The organism is Nitrospira sp. Nam80 (genome assembly GCF_965152575.1).
On sequence record NZ_OZ224216.1, the window covers coordinates 645,252 to 668,982 of the forward strand.

Below are 23,731 nucleotides of genomic sequence, written 5' to 3' on the forward strand. Positions count from 1 at the left end.
GTACTCAGAAAGACCTTCGGCAACAGAGGACTCTATGCACCGTCGACCCCCAGGTATGAGCCGATCCCGTACCGTTCGAAGAACGACGTCAGCAGCGTGAGGGAATCGCTGTAGATGACCACACCAAAGACGATGAGAAAGAGGCCGCTCGCGGCGGACACCGCCTTTTGATAGCGGCGGGCTCGCTTAAATGTAGAAAGAAACCGGTCCATTCCCATCGCGGCTGCAAACAGCGGCAAGCCTAGTCCCAGGGAATAGAAAGCCAGCAACGTCACTCCATCGGTAAGCGTATCGGTCGTGCTGGCATACATGAGCATGGTGCCGAGTACCGGACCAACGCAAGGCGTCCAACCAGCGGCAAAGGTCGCTCCGATCAGCGCTGAACTGGCATAGCCTGCCGGACGATGATGCAGGTGAATGCGTTTTTCGATCATCAAGAACCGGAGATTCAGCATCCCCATTAAATACAGTCCAAACAGGGCGATGAGGATGCCGCCGACTTTGCGAATCAAATGCTGATAGTCAGCCAGCAGTTGGCCGATCAGGCTGGCCGAGGCCCCAAAGGCAATAAACACGAGCGAAAAGCCCGCGATGAAAAGAAGCGCATTGGCCATGATGGTGTTTCGCAGTCGAGGTCGCTCTGCCGAATCCGACAGTTGATCGAACGAAAGACCCGTGATGTACATGAGATAGGAAGGAACGAGAGGCAAGACGCAGGGAGAAGTAAAGGACAGCAATCCCGCGAGGAACGCAGCCATGAGCGAGGTCTGAGGAAGAGAGTCGAGCATAGTCACCTTCGTAAGCAGACGGCCGGGAGGGACGGTTGTCCGCTCCCGGCCGTGGCCGTCATCTTCTCAGCGTGGACAAAAACTCGCGGAACTGAAAGTTCTGGAGGACACCTCCTCCGCGATGGACCAGCACGACGCTCCCCTGAGCGTCCAGCAGCACATAGGTCGGGGTGGCGTTGATCTTAAACGACTGCGCGACCCAACGGTCTTCGTCATACGCGCTTGGAAAGACGAATGTTCCGGACCGTTCCTTGACGAATTGCGCGACGTTCGTCCTTGTGTCGGCGAATCCGATCGAGACGACATGGAGCTGCGACGGTTTCTCATGCTGATAAAACTCGCCCAAGAGCGGTAAGTCCCGCTGACAAACCTTGCACCAGGGAGCCCAGAAGACCAGCAAGGCCGGGTGACCCTTCAGTGAGTCGTTGCTGTACGTCTCACCGGCGAAGGTGACCAGCTCGAACGCGGGCGCCGTCGAGACCGCCGGCGCCGCCGCCAGTTCAGGCGGGCTGAGATACACGGCGAGACAGATGAGCATGCTGGCACCGAACCAACGCATGGCGACCTCCATTTCACGGTTTGATGTAAAGATATCCTTCCTTCTGCAAATCGGCGATGCGCTTCACGGCTACCGGATGCAGCGTAGCGACGAAACCCTTTGCCAGATTGTCGACCGTTTTCCCGAAGGCCTTCATGGACACCTGGCACATCTCCGCCTTCGCGCCCTTCTCCATGATCTGGTCGAACCGCTTCGTCATCTCCGGATCCATCTTGTCTTTCTCAAACAATTCGAGCGCGGGTCCGTGGACGACGAGCTCGACGTCGATTTTGTCCGGCCCTCCTTCCGCATCGATGTGTTTATTGATGAGCGCGAGTGCGTATTTCGCCACCTCCGGATCTTTCCCATCGACATGATAAAGAACCTTGGTCTTCTCTTGTCCTCCCGCCGCTTGCGCGTGGTCGTGATTCAACGGAAGGACCAGCAGGGTCGCGATGATGAACAAGAAGCACAGCACCGGAGCGCGAGTCGGCAATGTCAACATGGCATCCTCCTCATGGTGAAAAGCGTGGATGGGCATCGAACATATGCCCACATCCTAAGCGAGGGAGGGGAAAGGCCGGCAGGGGAGATCAAGCCGTTACGGAAACAATTATTCCCCCATCGGCCAGGGGAGAATGCCCCTGGCCATGAATAATGAGGGCTAGTGTTTGGAGCGCTGCTTCGTGTAATAGACGGCGGCTTGGGATCGGCGGCTTACGTGAAGCTTCTGGAAGATGTTCTCAAGATAATGTCCGACGGTCTTGTCGCTCAACTGGAGGACGGCGGCGATTTCTTTGTTTGTGTTCCCTTCGGCGACAAGCGCCAAGACGCGCTCTTCTTGCGCCGAGAGCTCATCGCGTTTGTCGGCGGAGTCGCGGGACAATCCTTTCACGCGATCGAGCACCCGATTCGTCACGGCGGGATCGAGGATGGAGCGGCCCGCGGCGACGCACTTCATGGCTCGAATCAGTTCCTCGCTGCTGACTTCCTTGAGGAGAAACCCATACGCGCCTGCGAGAATCGTCGCCAGCACGGCGTCCTCATCGGCGTAAGAGGTCAGGAACAGGACCCTCGTTTCGGGTCGTGCCGCCCGGATGGCTCGACAGGCTTCCACCCCGTTTCCATCCGGCAGCCGCACGTCCATTAGCACGACATCCGGTTTCAGCTTGGCCGCTTCGGCGATCGCGTCGGCCATTGTGCCTGCCTCGCCCACCACCCGAAAGCCGCCTGATTCTGTAAACAGAGTACGTAGGCCGAGCCGCAACACCTCATGGTCATCGACCAACAGTAGCCGGACCAGCTTGGTTTCAGACTCCTGCATGCGCGACCTCCTTTACCGGCAGCTCCTTCGCCTCGAAACGAAGGATTACTCGGACAGGCTCCTCGGTAGATCGAAGATGATACGGGTGCCTTGGCCGGGCTGGGAGACTATCTCCAGCCGTCCATTGAGCCTGCGTGCGCGTGCCGCCATGTTTTTCAATCCGCGGCCGGGCGCTCGGGGAGCCAAGGCCGGAATCCCCTTCCCGTCGTCCTCGATGATCAGCCGTACGTAGCCGGCTTCAAGGCTTAGCTTCATTTTGCCGCTTTTTGCTGCGGAGTGACGAAAGCTATTGCTCATCGCTTCGCGGGCCACCGCGAGGACGTGCGATGCCTGCTCGCCGGTAAGGTAAGCTGCGGCACGTGGATCAATTTCCAAGCGATAGGGCGGTTGTGCCGGGCCGGTCATGTTTCGCACGAGTGATGGCAAAGCCTCTTCAAGGTCCCGCCCGTTTGAGATGAGCGGCTCCAGTCCTACAAGATACCCGCGCAGCTCACGGATCACCACCTTGAGGTCCGCGACGGCGGCTCCCAGCGGCGCCATGACGTCCTTCGCTCGATCAGAGAGGAGGCGCTGGCACCGTTCCAGGCCAAGGGCTACAGAATAAATGGACTGAATGACACTGTCGTGAAGATCGAGCGCGATGCGCTCGCGGTCCTCCAGGCTCCGGCGCAACGCCTCTTCCGCTCGTGACGTCCGTTCGAGCGAGGTCCTCAATTCCGCGATCATCTGCATATAGCCCTGAGCGATTTCCCGGAGAACGAGAAGATAGGCCGTCAGGCGCAAGCCATGCCAGAACCACCAACGACCGTCCCAGGGAACGGAATACATGAACACCAATTCAGCGAGGCCGAACATGAGCGCCAGAGAACCGAAGAGATAGTCCTCGGGACGGCGGGATTGCCGATACTCAAGAAACAATTTGGCGCCGGCTCCGAAGAAGAACATGCAGGCCAAGCTCTGCGGCGCCACAGCAGTCGGAGTGAACTGTCCGTCGCGGATCATGTCCGGAAGCCGGTCGGGGAAGCTCAGCACCCAGACGCCGAAGATCAGTGATCCGATGGAGATTCCCCATGGAAGCCATTTGCCCATGTGGTCCTTCCGACCCGGCTGCCGCCGGACCAGGATGAATCCTGCTCCACCAGCCAGACTGGCGACGTTGCGCAGGAACACAAAACCATCGCCAGGCTGCGCAGCGGCGTGAAACACTTCCAGGATTCCCATCGCCAGAAAGCCGCCGGCGGCCGGCTGCAATCGGTTGGTGCTCGCCTCATCGCGTCTCAGAAAGAGCACGGCAGCCATCGCGATCGACGCCAGCCCGCCGACGGTCTCCATTGCAGAGTGCAACGGAGCCTGATGCCAGCGCCAATCGGGCCATTGGGCCTGCAACAGGATGCTGAGAAGCAATGAACAGACAGTCACAAGGGCCAGAAGAGGGGATAAGAAGGAGGTCGATGTGGGCATGCCGCCTCGCGCTCAGGATGAATGCATACGCATGTTACCGAATTCAGGCGGCTCCCCTCCACCTTTTGCCCCATTGCTCCTCAATGTCTCTGTGTGAGTGTCTACGAGCGTAGACAATATAACCCTGTGATTTGTTTGAGATGGCGCCTTGCTTCAACGAATTGTTGTCCAAATTTATAGAAAAACGGCGAGCCCGCAACCACCAATGATGAGACGTACGCGAGCCATGTAAGGGCCCGATTGTGCGGCTCTTTCTTCACCATTCCAATATTGACGGTCCGATCGGCATATCAATTGCGCTAGAGGTCACCGCTGGTGAAGGGCGCGGGTGATTGTGGACCGGCCTCCGAATGACCTGCTCTCTCGGAAGGGAGAACCTTCACCAGCTCTAAATGCGGAAGCCGGTGACGTACGACTTGGTGACTTGATGATCTGGCGATTTGGTGAATGAACACTTCACCGGATCGCTAAGTCACCCAATCATACTTTGGCACAACAGCACGACGTACGACCCATGGACGACCTGGAGAAGTTCAATAACCAACCGCCGACGAAGGCGGAATCAGAAGGAGGCCGTTGTATGAGCTATATGGGATTTCAACCTCAACGCAGGCGCCGAAGCCGCAAGGCCACGCGAGGTCTGCAAGCTGCGCTGCTCTCAGGCAGCCTGCTGGCAACCCCGTGGCTCTTCGCAGCCGGGCCGGGAGACCAGGCCCATGACGGGCATGCCAGTCCGGTGTCGATGCCGGGGTGGACACAAACGTTGAAGGGCCAGACGGTCGTCGAGGATACGTTGGAAGGACGTGCCGACCGGTCGGAGAAGATCGAACTGCAACATCACCGGTTGATGCGGAAGATCGAGGAGCAGGCGCAGAAGGACGCGCAGGCGCAACCCACGTCCGGCATGTTCAACAACATGTCGATGATGCATCAGTACATGGGGCAAGACGGATCGAGCTTCCTCCTCATGACGGATGCCGCCAAGGGCGAGCCGGTGTCGATGAGCGGCGGCAAGTGTCCGGTCGGCGTGCCGACCAAACAGTTCGATGTGTCGATGATCAACATCGAAATCACCCTGAACCGCTGGCTCGATTACTACCCGGGCTACATGTATGTCCTGACACAGGACATCGACAAAGCGCGGGCGGAGGAAGCGAGGAACAAAGAGGCCCGCGAGAAGGAGGGCTTTGATCCGGGGGCCGTCAGCACCGGATTGCAGGGCGATGTCATCCAACCGCTTGTCCTGCGCGCGAATCAAGGTGATTGCGTGAAGATGACCTTGCGGAATCAGATGGAGGGGGAGGACGGCAGCTTGTTCATCCAAGCCTCCAGCATGGTCGTGAGCCCCACCGGCAGACCGGCTACGACGACCAATCCCGATTCTATTGTCGAGCCGGGCAAATCGCAGGACTTCGAATGGTACATCCATCCGCACATGCAGGAAGGTGTTCGCCAGTTCCATTCCTATAGTCATGACCGGGAATTGACGGTGCTGGGTCTCTTCGGCGGCTTCATTGTCGAACCGAAGGGATCGAAGTACCTGGACTCCTTGGGGAGCGGCCCCGACAGGGAAGTGACGAGCGGCTGGCAGGTCAACATCGACAACGGGTCCGGACCCGACTTTCGTGAGTTTGTTCTGTTCTATCACGAGATCGGAGACGAAGCCTTCAGGCCGCTGAACAAGAAGGGCGACTTCTTGCCGCAGCGCGATCCATTGACCGATGCCTACCGTCCGGGCGGGCGTGCGATCAACTATCGCAGCGAGCCGTTCGGCATCGATCAGATGCATTTGCAGCATGAGTATTTTGGATTTGAGGACGAATCACTGGCCTACAGCGCCTATACGTTCGGCGATACGCCGACCACCATTGCGCGCGGGTATTTGGGGGAGCCGGTCAAATGGCGGCTGGTCCACGGCGGCTCCGAGGTGTTTCATTCCCATCATCCGCACAGTGGATCGATCCGGTGGCAGCGGAGTCCCGGCACCGAACCCAATAATCTTTGGGCGATGGGACAGGACGGACCGGTGAAGTATCCGGTTGTCCGGACGAAGTCCGATCGCGTGGACGTGGAAGTCATCGGTCCGTCCGAAGCGCTGGACCTCGAGCCGGAATGCGGCGGCGGAGGGTGCCAGCACTTGGCCGGCGAATTTCTCTATCACTGCCACGTCGCGCACCATTATGTGGCGGGGATGTGGGGCTACGGACGATTCTATAACACCTTGCAAGTCGGCGCGGGTCACACCGACACGATGCCGGACCTACAGGAGTTGCCCGACCGAAAAGGTCGCATGAAGCTCGGCGTGAGCTCCGACAAACTGATCGGCACCACCGTCGATTGGTTCGGGAAGAGTTTTAAGATTGTCGATAAGAGCCAGAAGACCAATTGGAAATCCGATCCGGCGGTGGTGAATATCAAGGACTGGGTCGAGATGTATTTGCCGGCTCAAGGCAAGCCGGGCCACACAGACAAAGAAAAGGATCAGATTCTGGCCTATGACGCGACGGTATGGGATTGGAAGTGGGACGGCAATATCGCGAAGGGCGAACGTGAGAGCACGGCGCCGAATCCCAAGTATACCTGGGCGGCCAAGTGGGACGACAGCACGAGGCCCTCGATTCTCTTCGATCCGACGACCGGGCGCATGGCCTGGCCGTTGTTCAAGCCGCACTTCGGCAAGCGCGTGCCGTTCTCCGCGAACCACAACGGTGCGCCGTGGCTAGAACCGATCCACCAAGATGAGAACGGGGAGCGGACCTCCGAGCCGGCCAAGCCGGGCGAACAGGGCCGCTGGAGCCTGTGTCCCGACAATGCCAATCAGAAGGCCTACAACATCCACTTCATCCGGTTGCCGATCACTCTGGCCAGGAAGCAGGGGAAAGAGCCGCCGATCGTGGATAAGGACGGCCTGATCTACGTGCTCCACGAAGAGGAGAATCTGACTCGGGCCAATGATGATATGAAGTATCCGGCCGTAATCCGGGCCAACGTGTATGATTGCGTCGACCTGCTCCTGACCAGCGAGTGGGACGACGACGATTACACTAACTTCCAGTCGTCCAAGATCAACATTCATCCCCACTTTTTCCAGTTCGATACGGGGAACTCGGACGGCGTGATCTCGGGCTTCGAGTACGAAATGTCGGTCCGGCCGTTTACCATGTGGGGTAAGAAAACCAAGCATGGATTGCCGGCGCCGATGGTGGCCAAGGTGGTAGGAGGAGCGAAGGCCGGCGCGACATCCATCAAAATCCAGATGGCGCCCGGCGCCACGCCGCTCCATGTGAACACCGAAGTCATGGTCGGCATGGATTGTTTGCAGAAAGGCAGCGATCCGGCGGCATCCCTGCCGCGGGATAAGAGTTGTTCCGAAGTCGCCCGCATCAAGGAAATCAAGGGCGACAGCCTCACGTTCTTCAAGCCGCTGAAGCACAACCACCCGGCCAATGACCTCGTGTCGCCGGAGTTTGTCCGCTATCGGTGGTGGGTGGACGTGGATATGGGAACGGTGTTCTGGCATGACCATGCGTTCGGCGCGACGACCTGGCCGCACGGCGGATTCGGGGTGACCTTGGTCGAGCCGTACGGCAGCACCTATCATGACCCCAAGAACGGGAAGCTGGTGTACAGCGGGCCGGTGGCTGACATTCACAGCAACGAGCCGATCGGCGCCGGTGTCAGCGGCAGCTTCCGCGAATTGATGGTCTCCATTCACGACACGGTCCCGCATACCGTGAACGTCATTGAAGCCGGCAATCCTCCGGGACAGCCGATCGAAGTGGCGTTGGAAGCGGGCAAGACGGTGTCGTTCCAGATGCCGGAGAAAATCCTGAACGCGCCGAACCGGTACCTGAACGGCGGCACGCATACGACGGGCAGCGGCTTTAACTTCCGGGCCGAGCCGTTTGCGCAGCGCCTGTCGAATAACCCGGACACGTCCAAGCTGTTCAGCAGCGCCATCCATGGCGACCCGGATACGCCGCTCTTGCGCGCATATGTGGGCGACACGATGGTGTTCCGTCTGCTGCACCAGCTGATGAACGAATCCCATGTGTGGACCATCTCCGGTCACACTTTCCTGACCGAACGGTACGCGGCCGACGCCAATCGGAAGAACTCCATTCATGTAGGGATCGCCGAGCGGTACGATCTCGTGACCAAGGCGGGTGGGTTCCAAGGTATGCCGGGGGACTATATCCACTTCAACGGCCGGAGTTCCCACTTCGCCGAGGGTGGATGGGGCATCGTCCGGGTGTTGGACAAACCGGTGGAAGACCTCAAGCCTTTGCCGAAGGGAACCAATCCTCTCGGTATTGCGCCCGTGCCGGGCTCCGTATGTCCGGCTGACGCTCCGGTCAAGAACTTCAGCGTGGTGGCGTTGGATCGCCCGATGAAGCTGAATCCGAAGGCGCCGGAGGTGATCGAGGTGGATTTCGAGCGCAAGATCGAAATGACGATGCCGGAAGGCAAGATTTTCGCGCTGGAAGAGGAGATCACCAGGGTGGCGGGAGATGTGATGCCCAATCCGCTTACGCTGCGCGCCAACCTCGGTGACTGCATCAAGGTGACGCTGAAGAACCAAATGAAGAACAGCCGCGCGTCATTCTTCGCGCCGGGCCTGGCCTTCGATCCGAAGGACAGCCAGGGGTTGAACGTCGGGAATAACCCTGGCGATCAGACCGTCGCCCCGGGCGAAAGCCGCAAGTACACCTACTACGCTCATCCGGCCAATAAGGAGACGACGTCGTTGGTGTGGGACGGCGGGAATGTCGTGGTCAATCCGCGCAACGGATTATACGGCGCGATCATTGTCGGCCCGCGCGGATCGCAATATCGCGATCCCGTGACCGGCGCGGATCTCTCGCAGAAAAACGCGTGGAGAGCCGATGTGATCGTCGATACCAGCTTGCCGGAAAACGTCGGCAAGGCCAATTACCGTGATGTGGCCCTCTTCTTCCAAGATGAGGATAACATCATCGGCACTGCCTTCATGCCCTACGTGCAGAACGTGGCCGGCCTGACGTCGGTGAATTATCGGTCTGAACCGTACAAATTCCGCGAAGAAGAGGGATGTTCGCTGGGAAAAATATTCCAGCCGTGCAAAGTGGATAAACCGGAAGATCCTGTCACGCCGCTGATCGAAGCGCATGCAGGGGACCCGATCCGAATCCACGTCATCGGCGCGAACAGCGAGCAGAACGGCATGTTCGGCGTGGAAGGCCATGAATGGCCGATCGAGCCGTACATGCCCGGCGCGGACATGATCAGCGTGGTGGAGTATGCCGGGTCCGAGGTTCTGGATGTCTTCATCCGCGGTGGAGCGGGTGGGCCGTACCGCCAGGTGGGAGACTTCTTGTGGTCAAACCAGCGGCTGCCCTACACGCAGTCAGGGCAGTGGGGATATCTCCGGGTGTTGCCGACCAGTGACGCGCGGATCCAGCCGCTTGGCGCGGCCGGGCCGGCATCGAAGCAAGCGGAAGTGCAACCCGAGCCGAACGGAATTCCGACGGCCTTGCGCTGAAGAAGGAGAGTTCGACTGACGAAGGGCGGGCAGCTTCGGGTTCGCCCTGATGCGATGAAGTTAGACTGCTAGTGATCCGGTACAGTTGGCCGCTCGCCTCTTCGGAATAGAAGAACGGCGAGCGGCGCCGGGTTTGGTCAATTGCCCGGCAACAGACGCCAGGGCGATCCCCTCCGTGCCCATCCCTTCCAGTCGAATGGGATAGGGATGAGCAAAACAAAAATGTGAAGTAGGGAGCTGCATGCAATGTGTGGCTCCCCCGCTTTTTAGAGAAATGATGAATGTGGAGTGAGGAATTTTACCCTTTCCGCCTCACGAACGGGTTGTGTGTCGCCGTCCTGATTGCCGTGCTGTGTCTTATGGGCATGCCTGCCGTGGCGAGCCATGAGCAGTCGAAACAACCGTCGCTCTGGACCCCGCTGGACGAGGCGGAGCGGTTGGCCGGCCTCGAAGTGCCCGGCGGGATGGTTGTCGTCCCGGGCGGATGGTTTCTCATGGGGAGCGACCCCAAAGTGGACCGAGCGGCCGGACCGCAGGAGCAGCCTCAACGACGGGTATACATAGAGGCATTTCGAATCAACCGATTCGAAACGAGCAACGTGGATTATCTCCGCTATGTGCTGCACACCGGTGCCTCCTGGCCTCGATACTGGAAGGAGCAGCCGTTCCCGGAAAAAATGGCGAAGCATCCCGTGATCGGCGTCTCCTGGCGAGAAGCGGATGCCTATTGCCGGTGGGCGGGGACACGCCTTCCGACAGAGGCGGAATGGGAGAAAGCGGCGCGAGGAGAAGACGGACGGATATTCCCCTGGGGCAATGAGCCGGCGGGGTGGATGAAAAGCAACATCGCGCATCCCGGTTCGAAGCGAGGCTTCAAGTATCCGCCGCTGGCCAATGTCGATCGATACGACAAGGGCGTGAGTCCGTACGGAGTTCACCAAATGGCGGGGAACGTGAGTGAATGGGTCGCGGATTGGTTTGATCCCGAATACTACCGGACCAAGCAAGATCAGAATCCCACCGGCCCGCGACAGGGGCAGGACAAGGTATTTCGCGGCGGCTCGTGGAATGAAGACCCGGAAGTGGCGCGCTCGGCCGGTCGAAATGCCGGCGGGCTGGACCATTGGAGTTACTTGATCGGATTTCGCTGCGCGCAATGGGAACCGCCGCTATCCACCCGGCGTTAACTGTGAGCGCCGGGTGAAGTTTGATGTGGTGATTTCGTAATTTGGCGAAGGGCTCGCGGCAGTTTTTACTTCACCAAATTACCAAGTCATTTCCAGCGTCGAGATACGCTTTACGATGAACGTCTTTAAGGAGGAGGCCGAACGTGGACACCAAAGAGCTCGGTTCATGGACCAGAGTCGAATGGCTAGTCAACGCGCTGTTGGTGACAGCTACTTTGCTGATCCTGACGAATGTTGTCTGGGGCCTGGATACGCAAGACATCACGATCGAATGGACCGCTGAAGGGAAGCGGATTGCAATGGATCGGGTAAAGGCTTGGCCCGCGAAGAACGACATGGTGTCGGTCCCGGCCGGCCCGTTTTTGATGGGGAGTGATAAGAAGATCGACCGCAACGCCTATGTCACGGAACTGCCGCAGCGCACGGTGTATGTGGACGGATTCGACATCGATACGTACGAAGTCACCAATCTCCAGTACCTGAAGTTCGTCCTAGACACAAACCGGGCTCCACTCATTGATTGGCGGTACGATGGCGGAAACTTTCAAGACGCGATGGCTCACCACCCGGTCATGCACGTCACGTGGTACGACGCGGATGCGTATTGCCGGTGGGCCGGCAAGCGGTTGCCGACGGAAGCGGAGTGGGAAAAGGCGGCGCGCGGAACCGATGGCCGCCTCAACCCATGGGGCAACCAATCGGCCGGATTGACCCGCGCCAACTTCGGCCGAACCGGCCTGTCAGGGCCGGTCCGCGACCGTCCGGAACGGTTGCTGTTGTACCCGCCATTGATTGCAGTAGACCGGTATGACAACGCGGTCAGTCCCTACGGCGCCTATCAACTTAATGGTAATGTCGCCGAATGGGTGTCCGACTGGTACGAAAAGGAATACTACCGCTCCGCTCCGGACCGGAATCCGACGGGGCCGGAAAAGGGAACGCAGAAGGCGTTTCGCGGCGGCGGGTGGATGGACAGCACGACCACTATGCGGGCGGCCATGCGCAATGGGACGGACCCTGGAACCAAAATCAACTGGCTAGGGTTCCGGTGCGCGCGATCCATGCCTGAACCAGCCGGCGCGCAAGTGCCGCAGGCGAGGAGGACGCAGGATGAATGATAACTACATAGTCGTATAGCTGAGGTTTCTTCACAGACTGATGTCTCGGGCCGGCGAGAACGATGCAGTGAACCGACGGGAAGGGCCCGGAGGGCCCTCGCTGGCCAATCCAGAGAAAGGGACATCATGGCAAGGAAGAAGAGGAGGATCGATGGAGTCATCTCTGCCGTCATTGCGATCGTCGTGGCGCTCGGTGTTTGTGGTGCCGGGCCGGTTTCGGCTGAAGAAGGCACGGGAAACATGGTGTTCTTCAAGGGCGGGTTCATGGGGATGACCAGCGGCCGCGCCAACGGATTCTTTACCGACTGCGGGCTGGGTTCGACAACGTGCGGACAGAATGACAGCCACACTGGATGGTACGTAGGAGCCGGACTTGATCTCGTGCTTCCAAGAGCCTTTGGGACATGATGAGCAAGACATGGGCCGTCGGAGAGATCGGCCTGCAATTCAACCGCCTGAGTTCCGAAACCGTCGTCGGGGGCGTCAGCTCCGCAACCGGTGGACCGGCAAAAACGCAACTCACCATGGTGACAATCGACGTGGCCCCGAAGATCAAATTCATGGAAGACAGCCGTTTCCGGCCCTGGATCATTCCAGCCGGACTCGATATTCACGTGATCAGTCCACCGTCGAACCAAACGCAGTATCTGGATGTGGGGGTGCAGTTCGGATTGGGGTTCGAGTACGAAGTCTACAAGGCGTTCAAGGTGGGCGTGGACGGCCGCTATCACCTGACGGCGAACATGACAAACACCAACAATAGCTACGGACAAGTCGGACCCTATGTAGGAATTTCATTCTGATTGTTTCGCGGCAAGAAGCGTCAATTGGGCTGCCGCCGGTCCCTCTTAGCGCGCGACCGTTGCACCGGCTCGACGCGGCCAGCGCTTATTCGCCAGTTCGAGATGCAGGGCTGCTTGATGTTCACGGTCACGCGCTAAATTGTCATAAAACTTGGGCCAGAATCCTTGACCCGCTGATCCATTCAGAATCGGATCCAAAAATCTGCTCATAGGTGGCGACCCGGTCGCCCTGCCTCGAGGTCCGGCTTAAAGCAGGGTGACCGGATCCTCACGGCAAATGGACAGCCGTTTCGGTATTGGGTGGGAGGAAGCGAGGTTCCAACCGCTCTCACAATTGAACGAGACGGGATAACGCTCGACCTTAATGTTGTCCTCCGGCCTTACGCTGAACTGAATCGGAATGAAATCTCCAATTAGCCTCTCTCCTTCCTCTCATCACTCTTCAACTGATCGGTCGATGGCGCCGTTTCTTTTGTCGAGCCATTGCGAGTGACAACTGAGATGATTCATGATGCCCTTGCAAGTTCTCTCACAAAGTCGTGTATGACACCCATACGTGGAGGTGCCGAATGAAGAATCCAGTGTCTTGTGTCGGAAGCCAGCTGATCCTCATTGGTCTCATGTTGGCCTTGCTGGTCTGTCCATGGTTCGACAGGAGATCGTCGGCTGTAGAGCCTCAGGAGCAGCGCATCGAGATCACGATCCGGGACAGCACCTTCCTTGTGACCAAGACGGTGCCGATTCATCCCGGATTTCCCACGGTGATCGTCATCCGGAACGAAGACAATGTTCGACATGGGTTCATGTCGTCGATGCTAGCCGGACTTTCGGTCCACGGCGAAGGAGAAGGCATTGAATCCTATGGCAAAGGGATAGAGGGATTCTATGTCGGTCCTGGAAAGACCTTGATCGTTCGATTCATCACGCAGCATCAAGGTCAGTTCACATTTCAGTGCGATTTGCACACTGATCTCAAAGGCGAAATTTATCTTCTCGAGGTTCCGGTTGCCTGACTGAAAATCGCGGCATGAATACCTTTCTTGTGTGGCTTCATGTCCTTGCTGCCATGAGTTGGATCGGCGGGATGATATTCCTGTCCCTGGTCGTGGCTCCTCTTTTTCGCCGAGCCGGCTTGTCCGGGGAACGTCTTCAATTGTTCCGTGACATCGCGCGCCGATTTCGCGTGCTGGTGTGGGTTGCTGTGAGCCTGCTCATTACGACCGGTGTTGTCCTGATCGTGCAGCGGGGTCTGCCGATCGGCGATGTTGCCGCCTGGCCCCGCCCGTTACAGGTCAAGTTGACGTTGGTCGTTTGCCTGGTGGGCTTATCGCTTTGGCACGACCTGATGCTGGCCGCACGGACCCGGTCGATTCCACAGTCATCCGCCACAGGACCAGCGCCGGTTGATCGGCGGGCGGGAATGTTGGCCCGGTTCGTGCCCAGGCTTGCGCTCCTGTTCGCGTTGGCCGTGGTATACGCGGCGGTCGTCCTGGTTCGATCCTAGCCCGCATTATTCATCATCGGAAAAACTCTTTGGGATTCCCGCCGGATCGGCTTGCAAGTTTCGCCCGCCTCCCGTAGAAGACGGAGAGACATTTCTTTGCGTCGTATTTCTCGCAATGACATTGCCGATCATCATATTGCTGCCTTTTCTCGCGGGCGCCGCCGGCACGTTGATCGCCCAGCGCCGGGGTTTCTCCGCCGCAGCGTGGGCTGCCGCCGCGCCGGTGGCCATGAGCCTGGCCTTGCTGGCGGGCAAAATGCCGGACATTCTGACCGGGGAGCAATTCATTGTGAGCCGCCCATGGCTCCCGCAGGTCGGTCTGAATCTCTCGTTCAGGCTTGACGGCCTGACCCTCCTGTTCGGGCTTCTGATTCTCGGCATCGGGCTGCTCGTCATTCTCTATGCGCGCTACTACCTATCATCGGAGGACCGGATCGGCCGATTGTACGCGCTGCTCATGCTCTTCATGACAGCGATGTTGGGCATCGTCTTTTCTGAAAATGCGCTCCTGCTTCTGATGTTCTGGGAATTGACGAGCCTGTCGTCCTTCCTCTTGATCGGGTTTTGGACCCACAGCCCGCTCGCCCGCCAGGGAGCCCGTATGGCCTTTGCGGTGACGGGCGGCGGCGGCCTTGCGTTGCTCGGCGGCCTCCTGCTCGTGGGGAATATTGCCGGCAGCTTCGAATTTTCGGATTGGTTTGCGGCGCGCGAGGCCATCCGTAACCATCCCCATTTCAATGTCGCGCTGGCGTTGATCCTGCTGGGCGCGTTCACCAAATCGGCGCAGTTTCCGTTTCATTTCTGGCTGCCCGCGGCGATGGCTGCTCCGACACCGGTCTCAGCGTATCTTCACTCCGCCACCATGGTGAAAGCCGGCGTCTTTTTGCTCGCGAGACTCTATCCCTTGCTGGGAGGAAATCTCGTGTTCGAATACGTAACCACCACCGTCGGTTTGACCACGATGGTGTTCGGCGCCTACGTGGCGATGTTCAGGCACGATCTCAAGGGATTGCTCGCCTATTCGACCATCAGCCATCTGGGCCTGATTATGTTTCTGATGGGCCTCGACACCCCGATGTCGTCGTTGGCCGCCGTTTTTCACGTCGGCAACCATGCGACCTTCAAAGCGTCGCTCTTCATGGCCGCCGGCATCATCGATCATGAGTGCGGAACCCGCGACATGCGAAGGCTCGGTGGTCTGTGGCGCCAGATGCCGCAGACGGCGGCCCTCGCCATCGTCGCCGCGTCCGCAATGGCCGGCGTGCCGTTATTCAACGGGTTTTTGTCCAAGGAGATGTTTTTCGCCGAGGCACTCGATCTCCATGGCATCCCTCTGCTCGAAAGTATTGCTCCGGCCGCCGTCACGTTGGGATCGATGTTCAGTGTCGCCTATTCCGTGCGGTTCATTCATGATGTGTTCTTTGACGAACCGCACGACCTTCCGCATCAACCGCACAAGCCTCCCCGCTATATGAAGGTGCCGGCCGAGGTGCTGGCGGTCGTCTGCATCGCGGTCGGTGTCCTGCCCGGCTACACCGTCGCCCCGCTGGTTGATGTGGCGGCGCGGGCGGTCGTCGAAGACACGCTGCCGTTCTATCGCATCGCGTTGTGGCACGGCTTTTCCCTCCCGTTGGTCATGAGTGTCGTCGCCCTCGTCGGCGGCTCGGTGATCTACTGGTTGTTACGGCATCGCTATGATGTGCATCTCCATGTGCCGGTCCGCTATACCGGGCGGCTGCTGTTTCAACATGCGTATGACGGAGCCATTGCGGCGGCCGGCCGCCTGACGAACCGATTGCAGAACGGTTCGCTGCAGCGTTATCTGGCCTTCGCGGTGGCGGCCTTCATCGCACTCGGCGTGTGGCCCTTCATGCAGCATGGTTTTCAAGCAGGCGGCGCGACGCCGGTGCCGGCGGTGCCGTTCGGCTTCGTGGTGTGGGGCGTGGCGATGCTCGGTGCGTTGGGGGTCGTCCGGTCGCATCATACCCGCATTGTCGCCGTGATCCTGGCCGGTGTCGTCGGGCTTGTGGTCGCGATCACGTTCGCCTATTTCTCGGCGCCCGACCTTTCGCTGACCCAGCTCGCCGTGGAGGTGGTCACGACGGTGCTGCTGTTAACGGCCTTGGCGCGTTTGCCGTTGGCCACCCCGCGGGAATCGACGAGACGCCGTCTGGCATGTGATACCGCCTTGGCGGTGGCTGCCGGTGCCGGTGTGATGGGACTTTCGTGGGCTGTGTTGACACGAGGGCAGGAATCGATCGCCTGGTACTTTCTGGAGAACAGTGTGCCGCGCGGCGGCGGCGACAATGTCGTCAACGTGCTGCTGGTCGACTTCCGCGGCTTCGATACCTTTGGTGAAATTATTGTCCTGAGCATGGCCGCCATCGGGGTCGGACTTCTCATGGCGGACCTGCGGATCGAACGGCCTGCATTCATGCCCAAGCCGGAGAGAAACGGCATCATGTTCGCGGTGGCGGCGAGATTGGTGCTCCCGCTTGCGATGCTCGCGACGGTCTACATGTTCTTACGCGGCCATAACCTGCCGGGCGGGGGATTTATCGCCGGCCTCATCGCCTCGCTCGCTCTCGTCATGCAGTTCATGGGTGAGGGGTTGAGCCCGATCCTTGCCCGCGTGCGGATTGATTATAGGCTCGTGATCGGCGCCGGTGTGGGTGTGGCCGGGTTCACCGGTCTCGCCGGCATGTTTGCGGGCGCCCCGTTCCTTACCAGCGCCGCCGGCCATTTCCATGTCCCATTTCTAGGCGAGGTCCCGCTGGCCAGCGCAATGGCCTTTGACCTGGGGGTTTTCATGGCGGTGCTTGGAACCACGCTTCTGACGTTGACCGCTCTCGGGCAGGCTCGGCGCAAGCCCCCCGCGACAGAAGAGGAGCCCTCATGGAATTGATGCTCTCCACCGGAGTCGGGGTCGTCACGGCCTGCGCCGTCTATCTGTTGTTGCGTGGGCGGACCTTCCCCATGGTGCTCGGGTTGTCGTTGTTATCCTCGGCCGCCAACTTGTTTATTTTCTCGATGGGGCGGCTTCGCACGGGGGCGCCGCCTATCATACATTCGGAAGCGGCCGGTTATGCGGATCCGCTGCCGCAGGCGCTGGTCTTGACCGCCATTGTGATCGGGTTCGGCATGACCGGCTTTATCATGGCGCTCGCGGTACGCCTGCGGTATCAGACCGGCAGCGACCATGTGGACGGCATGGAACCGGCGCCAAGCCGCATGCCGGTGGATGGATCATGAACCATCTGCTCGTCGCTCCCATTGTCCTGCCCGCGCTCATGGCGGCCCTGCTCCTTATTCTGCAGCGCGCGCCGCTGGCAGCGGCGCGCGTCTTGAGCGTGGCCGTGACGGGCTGTCTCTTGGCCGTGGCGCTCGCCATCCTGGGGCTGGCCCGGCCCGGTTCGCCTCTGGTCTACGAACTCGGGAACTGGCCGGCGCCTTTCGGAATCGTCCTTGTCGCAGACCGCCTTTCGGCGCTTATGCTGTCGTTGACGGCGCTGCTTGGGCTCACGGTGGCCCTGTACGCGACGCAGGGATGGGATGCCCGTGGCCGTTTCTTCCACCCGCTGTTTTTGTTTCAATTGATGGGATTGAACGGAGCTTTTCTCACGGGCGACTTGTTCAATCTCTTCGTCTTTTTCGAAGTTCTCTTGATCGCGTCGTATTGTCTTGCGCTGCACGGATTGGGACGGGATCGCCTGCGGGCCACCTTGCACTATGCCGCGATCAATATCGCCGCCTCCAGCGTCTTCCTCATCGCGGTCAGCCTGCTTTATGGAGTCACCGGGACGCTCAATATGGCTCACCTCGCCGAGCGCGTGGCCCAGGTGCAAGCCGAGGACATTGCACTGGTTCGAGCCGCGGGGTTACTGCTGTTCGGCGTGTTCGGGGTCAAGGCTGCGCTGTTCCCCCTTCATTTCTGGCTGCCCCCGGCCTATGCGCATGCGCCCGCCCCGGTTGCCGCCCTGTTTTCGATCATGACCAAGGTCGGGATCTATGCGATCATTCGCGTGAAGACGCTGATCTACGGCCTGGACGCGGGCACGCTCATGGACCTGACTTCGCCGTGGCTGCTGCCCTGTGCGCTGGGCACGCTCACCCTCGCCACGGTGGGCGCGCTCGGTGCCGACCGGCTGGCAACCATGACCGCCTACTTGACGATGGCCTCGACCGGCACGATTCTGTCCGCTGTGGCAGTCGGGGGCGCTCCGGCGCTGTCCGCGGCGCTCTACTATCTGGCGCATTCCACCGTCGTCATTGCAGTGCTGTTCCTCAACGGCGACTTGCTTGGACGCAGCCGTGGTGACCTGGGGGATTCGCTTCATCCGGGCCCGGAGATTCGCAAGGCGGGATGGCTCGGTCTCGCCTTCCTATTCGGCGGCGCCACCGTGGCCGGCGTTCCTCCTTCCGCAGGATTCTTCGGGAAAGTGCTGGTCCTGCAAAGCACGCAGGACGGCGCGGCAGTCGCGGCCCTGTGGGGCGTCGTCCTGATGACGAGCGTGCTGACGTTAGTTGCCTGCGCGCGAGCTGGCAGCATCGTGCTCTGGAACGTGACGGAGCCGCTCCCAGCCGCACAAGCGCATGTGCCGCGCGGCGGCGAGTGGGCGGCCCTCATCACGCTGATCGTGGGCAGTCTGCTGCTGGTCGTATACGCGGCGCCGATTACGAGTTATCTCGATGAGACGGCGGCGGACCTCATTGCCCCGGCCCGGTATATCGATGCCGTGCTTGGTTCTCATGACGACAATCTTATTCGGCCTTTCGTGGATGGTGGCAGGTGAAGTCCCTTTGCCCGTTTCCGATATTATCACTCGCGCTGGCGGCGACCTGGCTCGCGTTGACCGGGATCTCGGCATCACAATCGGCATTGGCGCTCGTGCTGGCACTCGTGATCCCGGGTCTTGCCGCTCCGTTGCTGGCACCGCTGCCCGGCATCCGTTCCTTCGGCGGCGCGGTTCGGCTGATCGCGGTGGTCGCCTGGGATATCCTGCTCGCCAATATTGCGGTCGCGCGTCTCGTGCTCGGGCCGATGTCACATTTGCGTCCGGGATTCGTACAGGTGCCGCTTGCCCTGACGCATCCGCACGCCATCGCCCTCTTCGCGAGCATTGTGTCGATCGTGCCGGGCTCCATCCCGGTTGCGCTGGCGTCCGATGCGCGCACGTTATTGGTGCATGTCCTTCACGTGGAAGACGAAGACTCCTTCATCGCCCGAGTCAAGCAGCGATATGAGCGGCCCTTGATGGAAATACTGGAATGCTGATCAGTTCCATTTACATCGCCTATCTCGCCATCGCGCTCGCGGTGACGTGTTGCACGATGCGGCTTTTGAGAGGTCCTCATCCGGCCGATCGTATCCTGGCTTTCGATACGCTGTACGTCAACACCATTGCCTTGTTGATCGTCCTCGACATTCATCTTTCCACTTCCCTGTTTTTCGACGCGGCCCTGCTGATTGCGCTGACCGGGTTCGTCTCCACGGTGGCGCTGGCCCGCTATGTGGCTCGCGGTCGTGTCATGGAGTGAACCGATGCTGGACATCGCCGTCTCGCTGCTTCTGCTGATCGGCAGTTGTTTTCTCCTCGTCGGGTCGTTCGCTCTTCTCCGGCTGCCGGATTTTTTTATGCGGCTGCACGGCCCCACCAAAGCTACGACATTGGGCGTCGGGGGCATGCTGCTCGCGGCGATCGTGCATGTCTTCCATAGAACCCTCAGCCTGCGTGAGTTGTTGATCGTCGGGTTTCTGTTCATCACGGCGCCGGTGAGCGCATTCCTGCTCGGACAGGCCGGATTGCGGCGGCGTCTCGCGTCTCAGGCGCCGGTGCCGGAGGAGTTTTCGGGTGGTGAGGCCCTGCAGGAGGACGGACAAGAACGATGAGAGCCGCCCGCCACACAAACGGAGTCATTTTACTGGCGACTGATTTTTCGAAGCCGGCGCGACGGGCCTATGCCTACGCGCTCAAGTTGTCATTGCTCTTGAATACACGACTGGTTCTCCTCCATATCGTGAAAGCGATGCCCGACTTCGAGACCTGGTCTCCAGCGGCCCGCCGATCTGTCCATTCATTGCGAACCAAAGCCTTGCTTGAATTGGGCCGCATGGTTCGTGTCGCCAAAGACAACGGGATCGCGGCCGAGCATAAATTGATCGTCGGTATTCCCGAGGATTCGGTTGTGAAGGTCGCGGAGCAGATTCGCGCGGATTTCATTGCCATAGGTACGCACGGCCGGACCGGTTGGGATCGTCTCCAACTGGGGAATACTGCAGAGGCGCTGTTACGGCATGCTCGATGTCCCGTTCTGACGGTCCATGCCTCCGCTGTGGCCGATGCTCCCGTGAACCCGCGCCGCGTCAACTTGAAGACGATCCTGGTGGCGCTTGATTTCTCGGCTTCGTCCGACGCGGCGTTGCGCGCGGCGACGTTGCTTGCCGAGCGGGCCGATGCACGAATGATCCTGATCCATGCGGCGGGCTCGTCGGGCTTGGTGAGTCGTAAGCGGGGTCGCGCGGCTAAATCCGCCGACCATAGTGCGGATCGGCTGTTTCAACGCGCGGTTGAGGCAGCGCAGGCCGAGCGCAGCATCATCAGGAAAATTGTGGAACCGGGAAGCCCCGTGGAGGTCATCCTTGATCAGGCAAAACAGACGAAGGCTGATCTGATCGTGATGGGAACCAACGGACGGCGTGGCGTGGAGCGGCTCCTATTAGGAAGCGTGGCTGAATCCATCGTCCGCAGAGCGGGATGCCCGGTGCTGGTCGCCAAACCAAGACCGCAGGATACTCCAATACGTAGAGATGGGTGATAACGAAGCGATTGATTAGTCACCGGCCGGCCCCTAAGTTGGCGAGAGGGATGCGAAAGAGGAGACGGGATTGTGATCGCAGTCGTCTTCATATCGCTGAGTCTGCTGGTGACGCCCGCTACGGCCTTTGCCGAGGACTCCACCGACCGCTCATTGTCGCGCCGGCGCGCCGTCTTGCCGGCCGGACAAGTGGTGCAAGGCGACTACGTTACCTTCGGACCCAGGGTTGTGATTTCGGGCACCGTGCAGGGCGATGTCTATGTTGCCGGAGGCAGGGTCTTGGTGGATGGAGTCATTCATGGAGATCTGATAGCGGTCGGGGCGAAAGTAATCGTATCGGGCAACGTCGCGCAAGACGCCAGGATCACCGGCGGCCATGTCGTCCTGAGCGGCAAGATCGGCAAGAACGTGGCGGTCGGCGGGGCCGATGTGCAAATCACCGATGCCGCAAGCATTGACGGCAATCTGGTCGCCGCCGGCGGCGATGTGGAAATCGAGGGGCCGGTCGGTCGCGATGCCAAGATTGGGGCCAGAAACGTCGTCCTCTCGAATCGTATCGGCGGCGATCTCGCGGTGGCGGCGGGGGCGGTTCGGCTGACCTCGAAGGCGATCATCTCGGGAAGGCTCCGGTACTGGGCCGATGCGGAGCCGATCATTGAGGAAGGGGCGAGCGTTCGCGGGCCGGTGACGCATCGCCGGCTACCGGAGGGGTGGCAAGCGGAGGGATTCCGGCGGGGACTCGCCGGGCTCTGGGCGCTGACGTGGATCATGAGCATCGTCTCCACCTTGGTTCTGGGATTGGTCCTGTTGCGCATATATCCGATGTTCACGCGACGAGTCGCCTCGGCGATTCGTGACCTTCCATGGCGGTCCCTCGGCTGGGGAGCCATCGCCTTGGTCGGAATCCCAATTCTTGCGCTGGTGTTGGTCATCACACTACTCGGCGCACCGCTCGGAATGATCATAATGGGACTGTATGCGGCGACCGTCTATATTGCCCGCATCTATGCCGTGACCTGTTTCGGGCAGATATTGCTCCGGCGCACATCCGATTCGTCGCCCCTCGCGTGGAGTTTTGTGGCGGGATTAGGGGTCTATGCCCTCCTGACACTGGTTCCGATTGTGGGGGAGATCGTCACGACCGTCACGGTCCTGTTCGGTCTGGGAGCCTTGTTGATGACGAAGGCGAGCCTGGTGGTCGCTTTGCGGGGAGAAGAGTTGGTGTGAGAATGGGGGAATGAGGCATTCGCTCATTACCGGGCTGAGTTTCGGCCTGACGTCCGGCGTCATTACGACGCTGGGCTTGATGGTGGGGCTGTATTCCGGCACCCATTCGGAATCGGCGGTTTTGGGCGGCATCCTGACGATCGCGGTGGCTGACTCGCTGTCCGACGCCTTGGGCATTCACGTGGCGGAGGAATCGAAGCACCAGGGGTCGCATGCTCATGTCTGGGAAGCGACGCTCGCGACCTTTGTGGCGAAGTTTCTCATCGCCGCCTCCTTCGCGGTTCCGGTCCTGCTGCTGTCTCTGGACGTCGCCGTGCTGGTCAGCATAGGCTGGGGCCTGCTCTTGTTGGCGATTCTGAGTTTTTGGGTGGCTCGCATACAGAAGAACGCGCCTTGGCAAGTCGTCGGCGAGCATGTATTTATCGGGATCTGTGTCATTGCCGCCACTCATTTTCTTGGCGAATGGATCGGCCGCCGGTTTTCATGAAGCGACTAGCCCGCATTATCCATGATGGTTCGTGACCAAACTGCGGAGACGCCACGCGAGGTCCACGCCGCGCCGAATAAGGCGCGCCACGTTTGTGGGTAGAAAGATACGCGGTTGGATGAATGAGCAATGATTTATCAGCGCTGGGTGCCGCGGGAATGGAGCAAGAAATGGCAGAAGGCCTCAACGCCACCTACGGCCACTTATTGACGCTCTGGACGACGGGTGTCCGTGATTACCACACCATGCTCTCCGACTACCTCACCGCCAATTCAATCTTTGTTGCGGTCGTCGGTTTGCTGATCTCGAGGGAATCGCTAGCTTTAACCTTCACGGTGCTCATTCTCATGCTGGGCGTGATCGGGATTCTTCTGAGCCTGCAGATGGCGATTGTGCTCGGCCGTCTGTCCGGTCAAAATGCGCTGTGGGAATGGCAGCTCCGCGGTATCGAGCGCATGCCGGGTTGGACGCAGCCCAATCTGGTGAACCAGCTGTTTCGCCTGCGCGAACGGCAAGAGCCCATCGAGCAGCAGCATAATGAGCCGCCGGTGTTTCAGCCGAACTGGGCGTTTCGGCAACACCCGCAATGGTGGGCTCACCGTGCGGTGAGCTTCCCGTGGTTTTTCGGTTCGATCTATGGAATGTTTGTCGTCTGGAGCGCAACGCAGCTCTGGCATGTAATCATGCGGTCGCCCTAGCGGGCCCGTTGCGTCCTGAACCACCCATGCGCCTTCCGCGCTCATGGTCACGGAGACACCGCCCGACTACGGGCCGGTGCAATGAGCAGGATGATCGTCAGCATGACGACCAGCAGCCAGAGGGCGGGATATGCGATCATGACCAATAACAAGGGCATCCGGTCCTCCTTTCTCAAGTTCTTCCGTTCTATGCTGGTCGATTCCCAGATAAGTCGCCTTGATGAACGGCCGATAGAGTGTCGGTGAAGAATTGTTCATC

Annotated in this window: 22 protein-coding genes; 17 read left to right on the forward strand and 5 right to left on the reverse strand. The window is 59.8% G+C overall.

Features of this window, described 5'->3' with window-relative positions; all coding sequences use genetic code 11:
- Positions 1–32: 32 nt before the first annotated feature.
- From ACWGXE_RS03080 to ACWGXE_RS03100, 5 genes are all read right to left on the reverse strand, one after another.
- A complete protein-coding gene (locus ACWGXE_RS03080; RefSeq protein ID WP_447601229.1) occupies positions 33–788 on the reverse strand; it encodes a cytochrome c biogenesis CcdA family protein in 756 nt (251 codons plus the stop codon).
- Between the two features lie 58 nt (positions 789–846).
- On the reverse strand, positions 847–1,347 hold the full coding sequence (locus tag ACWGXE_RS03085) for a TlpA family protein disulfide reductase (RefSeq protein ID WP_447601231.1): 501 nt from the start codon (positions 1,345–1,347) through the stop codon (positions 847–849).
- Positions 1,348–1,360: 13 nt separating this feature from the next.
- Complete coding sequence (locus ACWGXE_RS03090) at positions 1,361–1,831, reverse strand: DsrE family protein (RefSeq protein ID WP_447601232.1); 471 nt, start codon at positions 1,829–1,831, stop codon at positions 1,361–1,363.
- A gap of 159 nt (positions 1,832–1,990) precedes the next feature.
- Positions 1,991–2,650, reverse strand: coding sequence for a response regulator (locus tag ACWGXE_RS03095; RefSeq protein WP_447601234.1), 660 nt, complete (start codon positions 2,648–2,650; stop codon positions 1,991–1,993).
- 45 nt (positions 2,651–2,695) lie between these two features.
- Positions 2,696–4,111, reverse strand: a complete 1,416-nt coding sequence (locus ACWGXE_RS03100; protein WP_447601236.1) for a sensor histidine kinase — start codon at positions 4,109–4,111, stop codon at positions 2,696–2,698.
- Between the two features lie 580 nt (positions 4,112–4,691).
- On the opposite strand from ACWGXE_RS03100, the gene ACWGXE_RS03105 reads away from it, so the two are divergent.
- From ACWGXE_RS03105 to ACWGXE_RS03185, 17 genes are all read left to right on the forward strand, one after another.
- The gene (locus tag ACWGXE_RS03105; RefSeq protein WP_447601237.1) at positions 4,692–9,632 is read left to right on the forward strand and encodes a hypothetical protein; all 4,941 of its coding nucleotides are present in this window, start codon (positions 4,692–4,694) and stop codon (positions 9,630–9,632) included.
- A 281-nt stretch (positions 9,633–9,913) separates the two neighbouring features.
- Positions 9,914–10,819 carry a formylglycine-generating enzyme family protein gene (locus tag ACWGXE_RS03110; RefSeq protein WP_447601239.1) on the forward strand — a complete coding sequence of 302 codons (906 nt, stop codon included), beginning with the start codon at positions 9,914–9,916 and terminating at the stop codon, positions 10,817–10,819.
- 143 nt (positions 10,820–10,962) lie between these two features.
- Positions 10,963–11,937 (forward strand): formylglycine-generating enzyme family protein, encoded by a 975-nt coding sequence (locus ACWGXE_RS03115; RefSeq protein ID WP_447601241.1) that lies wholly within the window; start codon positions 10,963–10,965, stop codon positions 11,935–11,937.
- Positions 11,938–12,063: 126 nt separating this feature from the next.
- Positions 12,064–12,345 carry a hypothetical protein gene (locus ACWGXE_RS03120; protein ID WP_447601242.1) on the forward strand — a complete coding sequence of 94 codons (282 nt, stop codon included), beginning with the start codon at positions 12,064–12,066 and terminating at the stop codon, positions 12,343–12,345.
- The gene (locus ACWGXE_RS03125; protein WP_447601243.1) at positions 12,342–12,740 is read left to right on the forward strand and encodes a hypothetical protein; all 399 of its coding nucleotides are present in this window, start codon (positions 12,342–12,344) and stop codon (positions 12,738–12,740) included. Before ACWGXE_RS03120 ends, ACWGXE_RS03125 begins: the two co-directional genes overlap by 4 nt.
- A gap of 569 nt (positions 12,741–13,309) precedes the next feature.
- Positions 13,310–13,753, forward strand: coding sequence for a cupredoxin domain-containing protein (locus ACWGXE_RS03130; RefSeq protein WP_447601245.1), 444 nt, complete (start codon positions 13,310–13,312; stop codon positions 13,751–13,753).
- A gap of 14 nt (positions 13,754–13,767) precedes the next feature.
- A complete protein-coding gene (locus ACWGXE_RS03135; protein WP_447601247.1) occupies positions 13,768–14,244 on the forward strand; it encodes a hypothetical protein in 477 nt (158 codons plus the stop codon).
- 115 nt (positions 14,245–14,359) lie between these two features.
- Positions 14,360–17,149, forward strand: a complete 2,790-nt coding sequence (locus ACWGXE_RS03140; protein ID WP_447601248.1) for a monovalent cation/H+ antiporter subunit A — start codon at positions 14,360–14,362, stop codon at positions 17,147–17,149.
- Positions 17,140–17,496: a Na+/H+ antiporter subunit C gene (locus ACWGXE_RS03145; protein ID WP_447601249.1), complete on the forward strand. Its 357-nt coding sequence runs from the start codon at positions 17,140–17,142 to the stop codon at positions 17,494–17,496. The genes ACWGXE_RS03140 and ACWGXE_RS03145 overlap by 10 nt, the downstream gene beginning before the upstream one ends.
- Positions 17,493–19,037 carry a monovalent cation/H+ antiporter subunit D gene (locus ACWGXE_RS03150; protein WP_447601251.1) on the forward strand — a complete coding sequence of 515 codons (1,545 nt, stop codon included), beginning with the start codon at positions 17,493–17,495 and terminating at the stop codon, positions 19,035–19,037. The genes ACWGXE_RS03145 and ACWGXE_RS03150 overlap by 4 nt, the downstream gene beginning before the upstream one ends.
- Positions 19,034–19,519 (forward strand): Na+/H+ antiporter subunit E, encoded by a 486-nt coding sequence (locus tag ACWGXE_RS03155; protein WP_447601252.1) that lies wholly within the window; start codon positions 19,034–19,036, stop codon positions 19,517–19,519. Before ACWGXE_RS03150 ends, ACWGXE_RS03155 begins: the two co-directional genes overlap by 4 nt.
- Positions 19,513–19,782, forward strand: coding sequence for a K+/H+ antiporter subunit F (locus tag ACWGXE_RS03160; RefSeq protein WP_447601254.1), 270 nt, complete (start codon positions 19,513–19,515; stop codon positions 19,780–19,782). The genes ACWGXE_RS03155 and ACWGXE_RS03160 overlap by 7 nt, the downstream gene beginning before the upstream one ends.
- A gap of 4 nt (positions 19,783–19,786) precedes the next feature.
- Positions 19,787–20,134: a Na+/H+ antiporter subunit G gene (locus tag ACWGXE_RS03165; RefSeq protein WP_447601256.1), complete on the forward strand. Its 348-nt coding sequence runs from the start codon at positions 19,787–19,789 to the stop codon at positions 20,132–20,134.
- Entirely contained in the window at positions 20,131–21,060 is a 930-nt protein-coding gene (locus tag ACWGXE_RS03170; protein WP_447601258.1) for a universal stress protein, read from the forward strand. The genes ACWGXE_RS03165 and ACWGXE_RS03170 overlap by 4 nt, the downstream gene beginning before the upstream one ends.
- A 72-nt stretch (positions 21,061–21,132) precedes the next feature.
- A complete protein-coding gene (locus ACWGXE_RS03175; protein WP_447601260.1) occupies positions 21,133–22,287 on the forward strand; it encodes a hypothetical protein in 1,155 nt (384 codons plus the stop codon).
- Between the two features lie 10 nt (positions 22,288–22,297).
- Positions 22,298–22,774 (forward strand): hypothetical protein, encoded by a 477-nt coding sequence (locus ACWGXE_RS03180; RefSeq protein ID WP_447601261.1) that lies wholly within the window; start codon positions 22,298–22,300, stop codon positions 22,772–22,774.
- 122 nt (positions 22,775–22,896) lie between these two features.
- Positions 22,897–23,472, forward strand: coding sequence for a hypothetical protein (locus tag ACWGXE_RS03185; protein ID WP_447601263.1), 576 nt, complete (start codon positions 22,897–22,899; stop codon positions 23,470–23,472).
- Positions 23,473–23,731: the final 259 nt, after the last annotated feature.

Excerpts from the sequence above, each read along its gene's own strand:
- ACWGXE_RS03080 (WP_447601229.1), bottom strand. The coding sequence starts at position 788 with ATGCTCGACTCTCTTCCTCAGACCTCGCTCATGGCTGCGTTCCTCGCG.
- ACWGXE_RS03085 (WP_447601231.1), bottom strand. The coding sequence starts at position 1,347 with ATGCGTTGGTTCGGTGCCAGCATGCTCATCTGTCTCGCCGTGTATCTC.
- ACWGXE_RS03090 (WP_447601232.1), bottom strand. The coding sequence starts at position 1,831 with ATGTTGACATTGCCGACTCGCGCTCCGGTGCTGTGCTTCTTGTTCATC.
- ACWGXE_RS03095 (WP_447601234.1), bottom strand. The coding sequence starts at position 2,650 with ATGCAGGAGTCTGAAACCAAGCTGGTCCGGCTACTGTTGGTCGATGAC.
- ACWGXE_RS03100 (WP_447601236.1), bottom strand. The coding sequence starts at position 4,111 with ATGCCCACATCGACCTCCTTCTTATCCCCTCTTCTGGCCCTTGTGACT.
- ACWGXE_RS03105 (WP_447601237.1), top strand. The coding sequence starts at position 4,692 with ATGAGCTATATGGGATTTCAACCTCAACGCAGGCGCCGAAGCCGCAAG.
- ACWGXE_RS03110 (WP_447601239.1), top strand. The coding sequence starts at position 9,914 with ATGTGGAGTGAGGAATTTTACCCTTTCCGCCTCACGAACGGGTTGTGT.
- ACWGXE_RS03120 (WP_447601242.1), top strand. The coding sequence starts at position 12,064 with ATGGCAAGGAAGAAGAGGAGGATCGATGGAGTCATCTCTGCCGTCATT.
- ACWGXE_RS03125 (WP_447601243.1), top strand. The coding sequence starts at position 12,342 with ATGATGAGCAAGACATGGGCCGTCGGAGAGATCGGCCTGCAATTCAAC.
- ACWGXE_RS03130 (WP_447601245.1), top strand. The coding sequence starts at position 13,310 with ATGAAGAATCCAGTGTCTTGTGTCGGAAGCCAGCTGATCCTCATTGGT.
- ACWGXE_RS03135 (WP_447601247.1), top strand. The coding sequence starts at position 13,768 with ATGAATACCTTTCTTGTGTGGCTTCATGTCCTTGCTGCCATGAGTTGG.
- ACWGXE_RS03140 (WP_447601248.1), top strand. The coding sequence starts at position 14,360 with ATGACATTGCCGATCATCATATTGCTGCCTTTTCTCGCGGGCGCCGCC.
- ACWGXE_RS03145 (WP_447601249.1), top strand. The coding sequence starts at position 17,140 with ATGGAATTGATGCTCTCCACCGGAGTCGGGGTCGTCACGGCCTGCGCC.
- ACWGXE_RS03150 (WP_447601251.1), top strand. The coding sequence starts at position 17,493 with ATGAACCATCTGCTCGTCGCTCCCATTGTCCTGCCCGCGCTCATGGCG.
- ACWGXE_RS03160 (WP_447601254.1), top strand. The coding sequence starts at position 19,513 with ATGCTGATCAGTTCCATTTACATCGCCTATCTCGCCATCGCGCTCGCG.
- ACWGXE_RS03165 (WP_447601256.1), top strand. The coding sequence starts at position 19,787 with ATGCTGGACATCGCCGTCTCGCTGCTTCTGCTGATCGGCAGTTGTTTT.
- ACWGXE_RS03170 (WP_447601258.1), top strand. The coding sequence starts at position 20,131 with ATGAGAGCCGCCCGCCACACAAACGGAGTCATTTTACTGGCGACTGAT.
- ACWGXE_RS03180 (WP_447601261.1), top strand. The coding sequence starts at position 22,298 with ATGAGGCATTCGCTCATTACCGGGCTGAGTTTCGGCCTGACGTCCGGC.
- ACWGXE_RS03185 (WP_447601263.1), top strand. The coding sequence starts at position 22,897 with ATGAGCAATGATTTATCAGCGCTGGGTGCCGCGGGAATGGAGCAAGAA.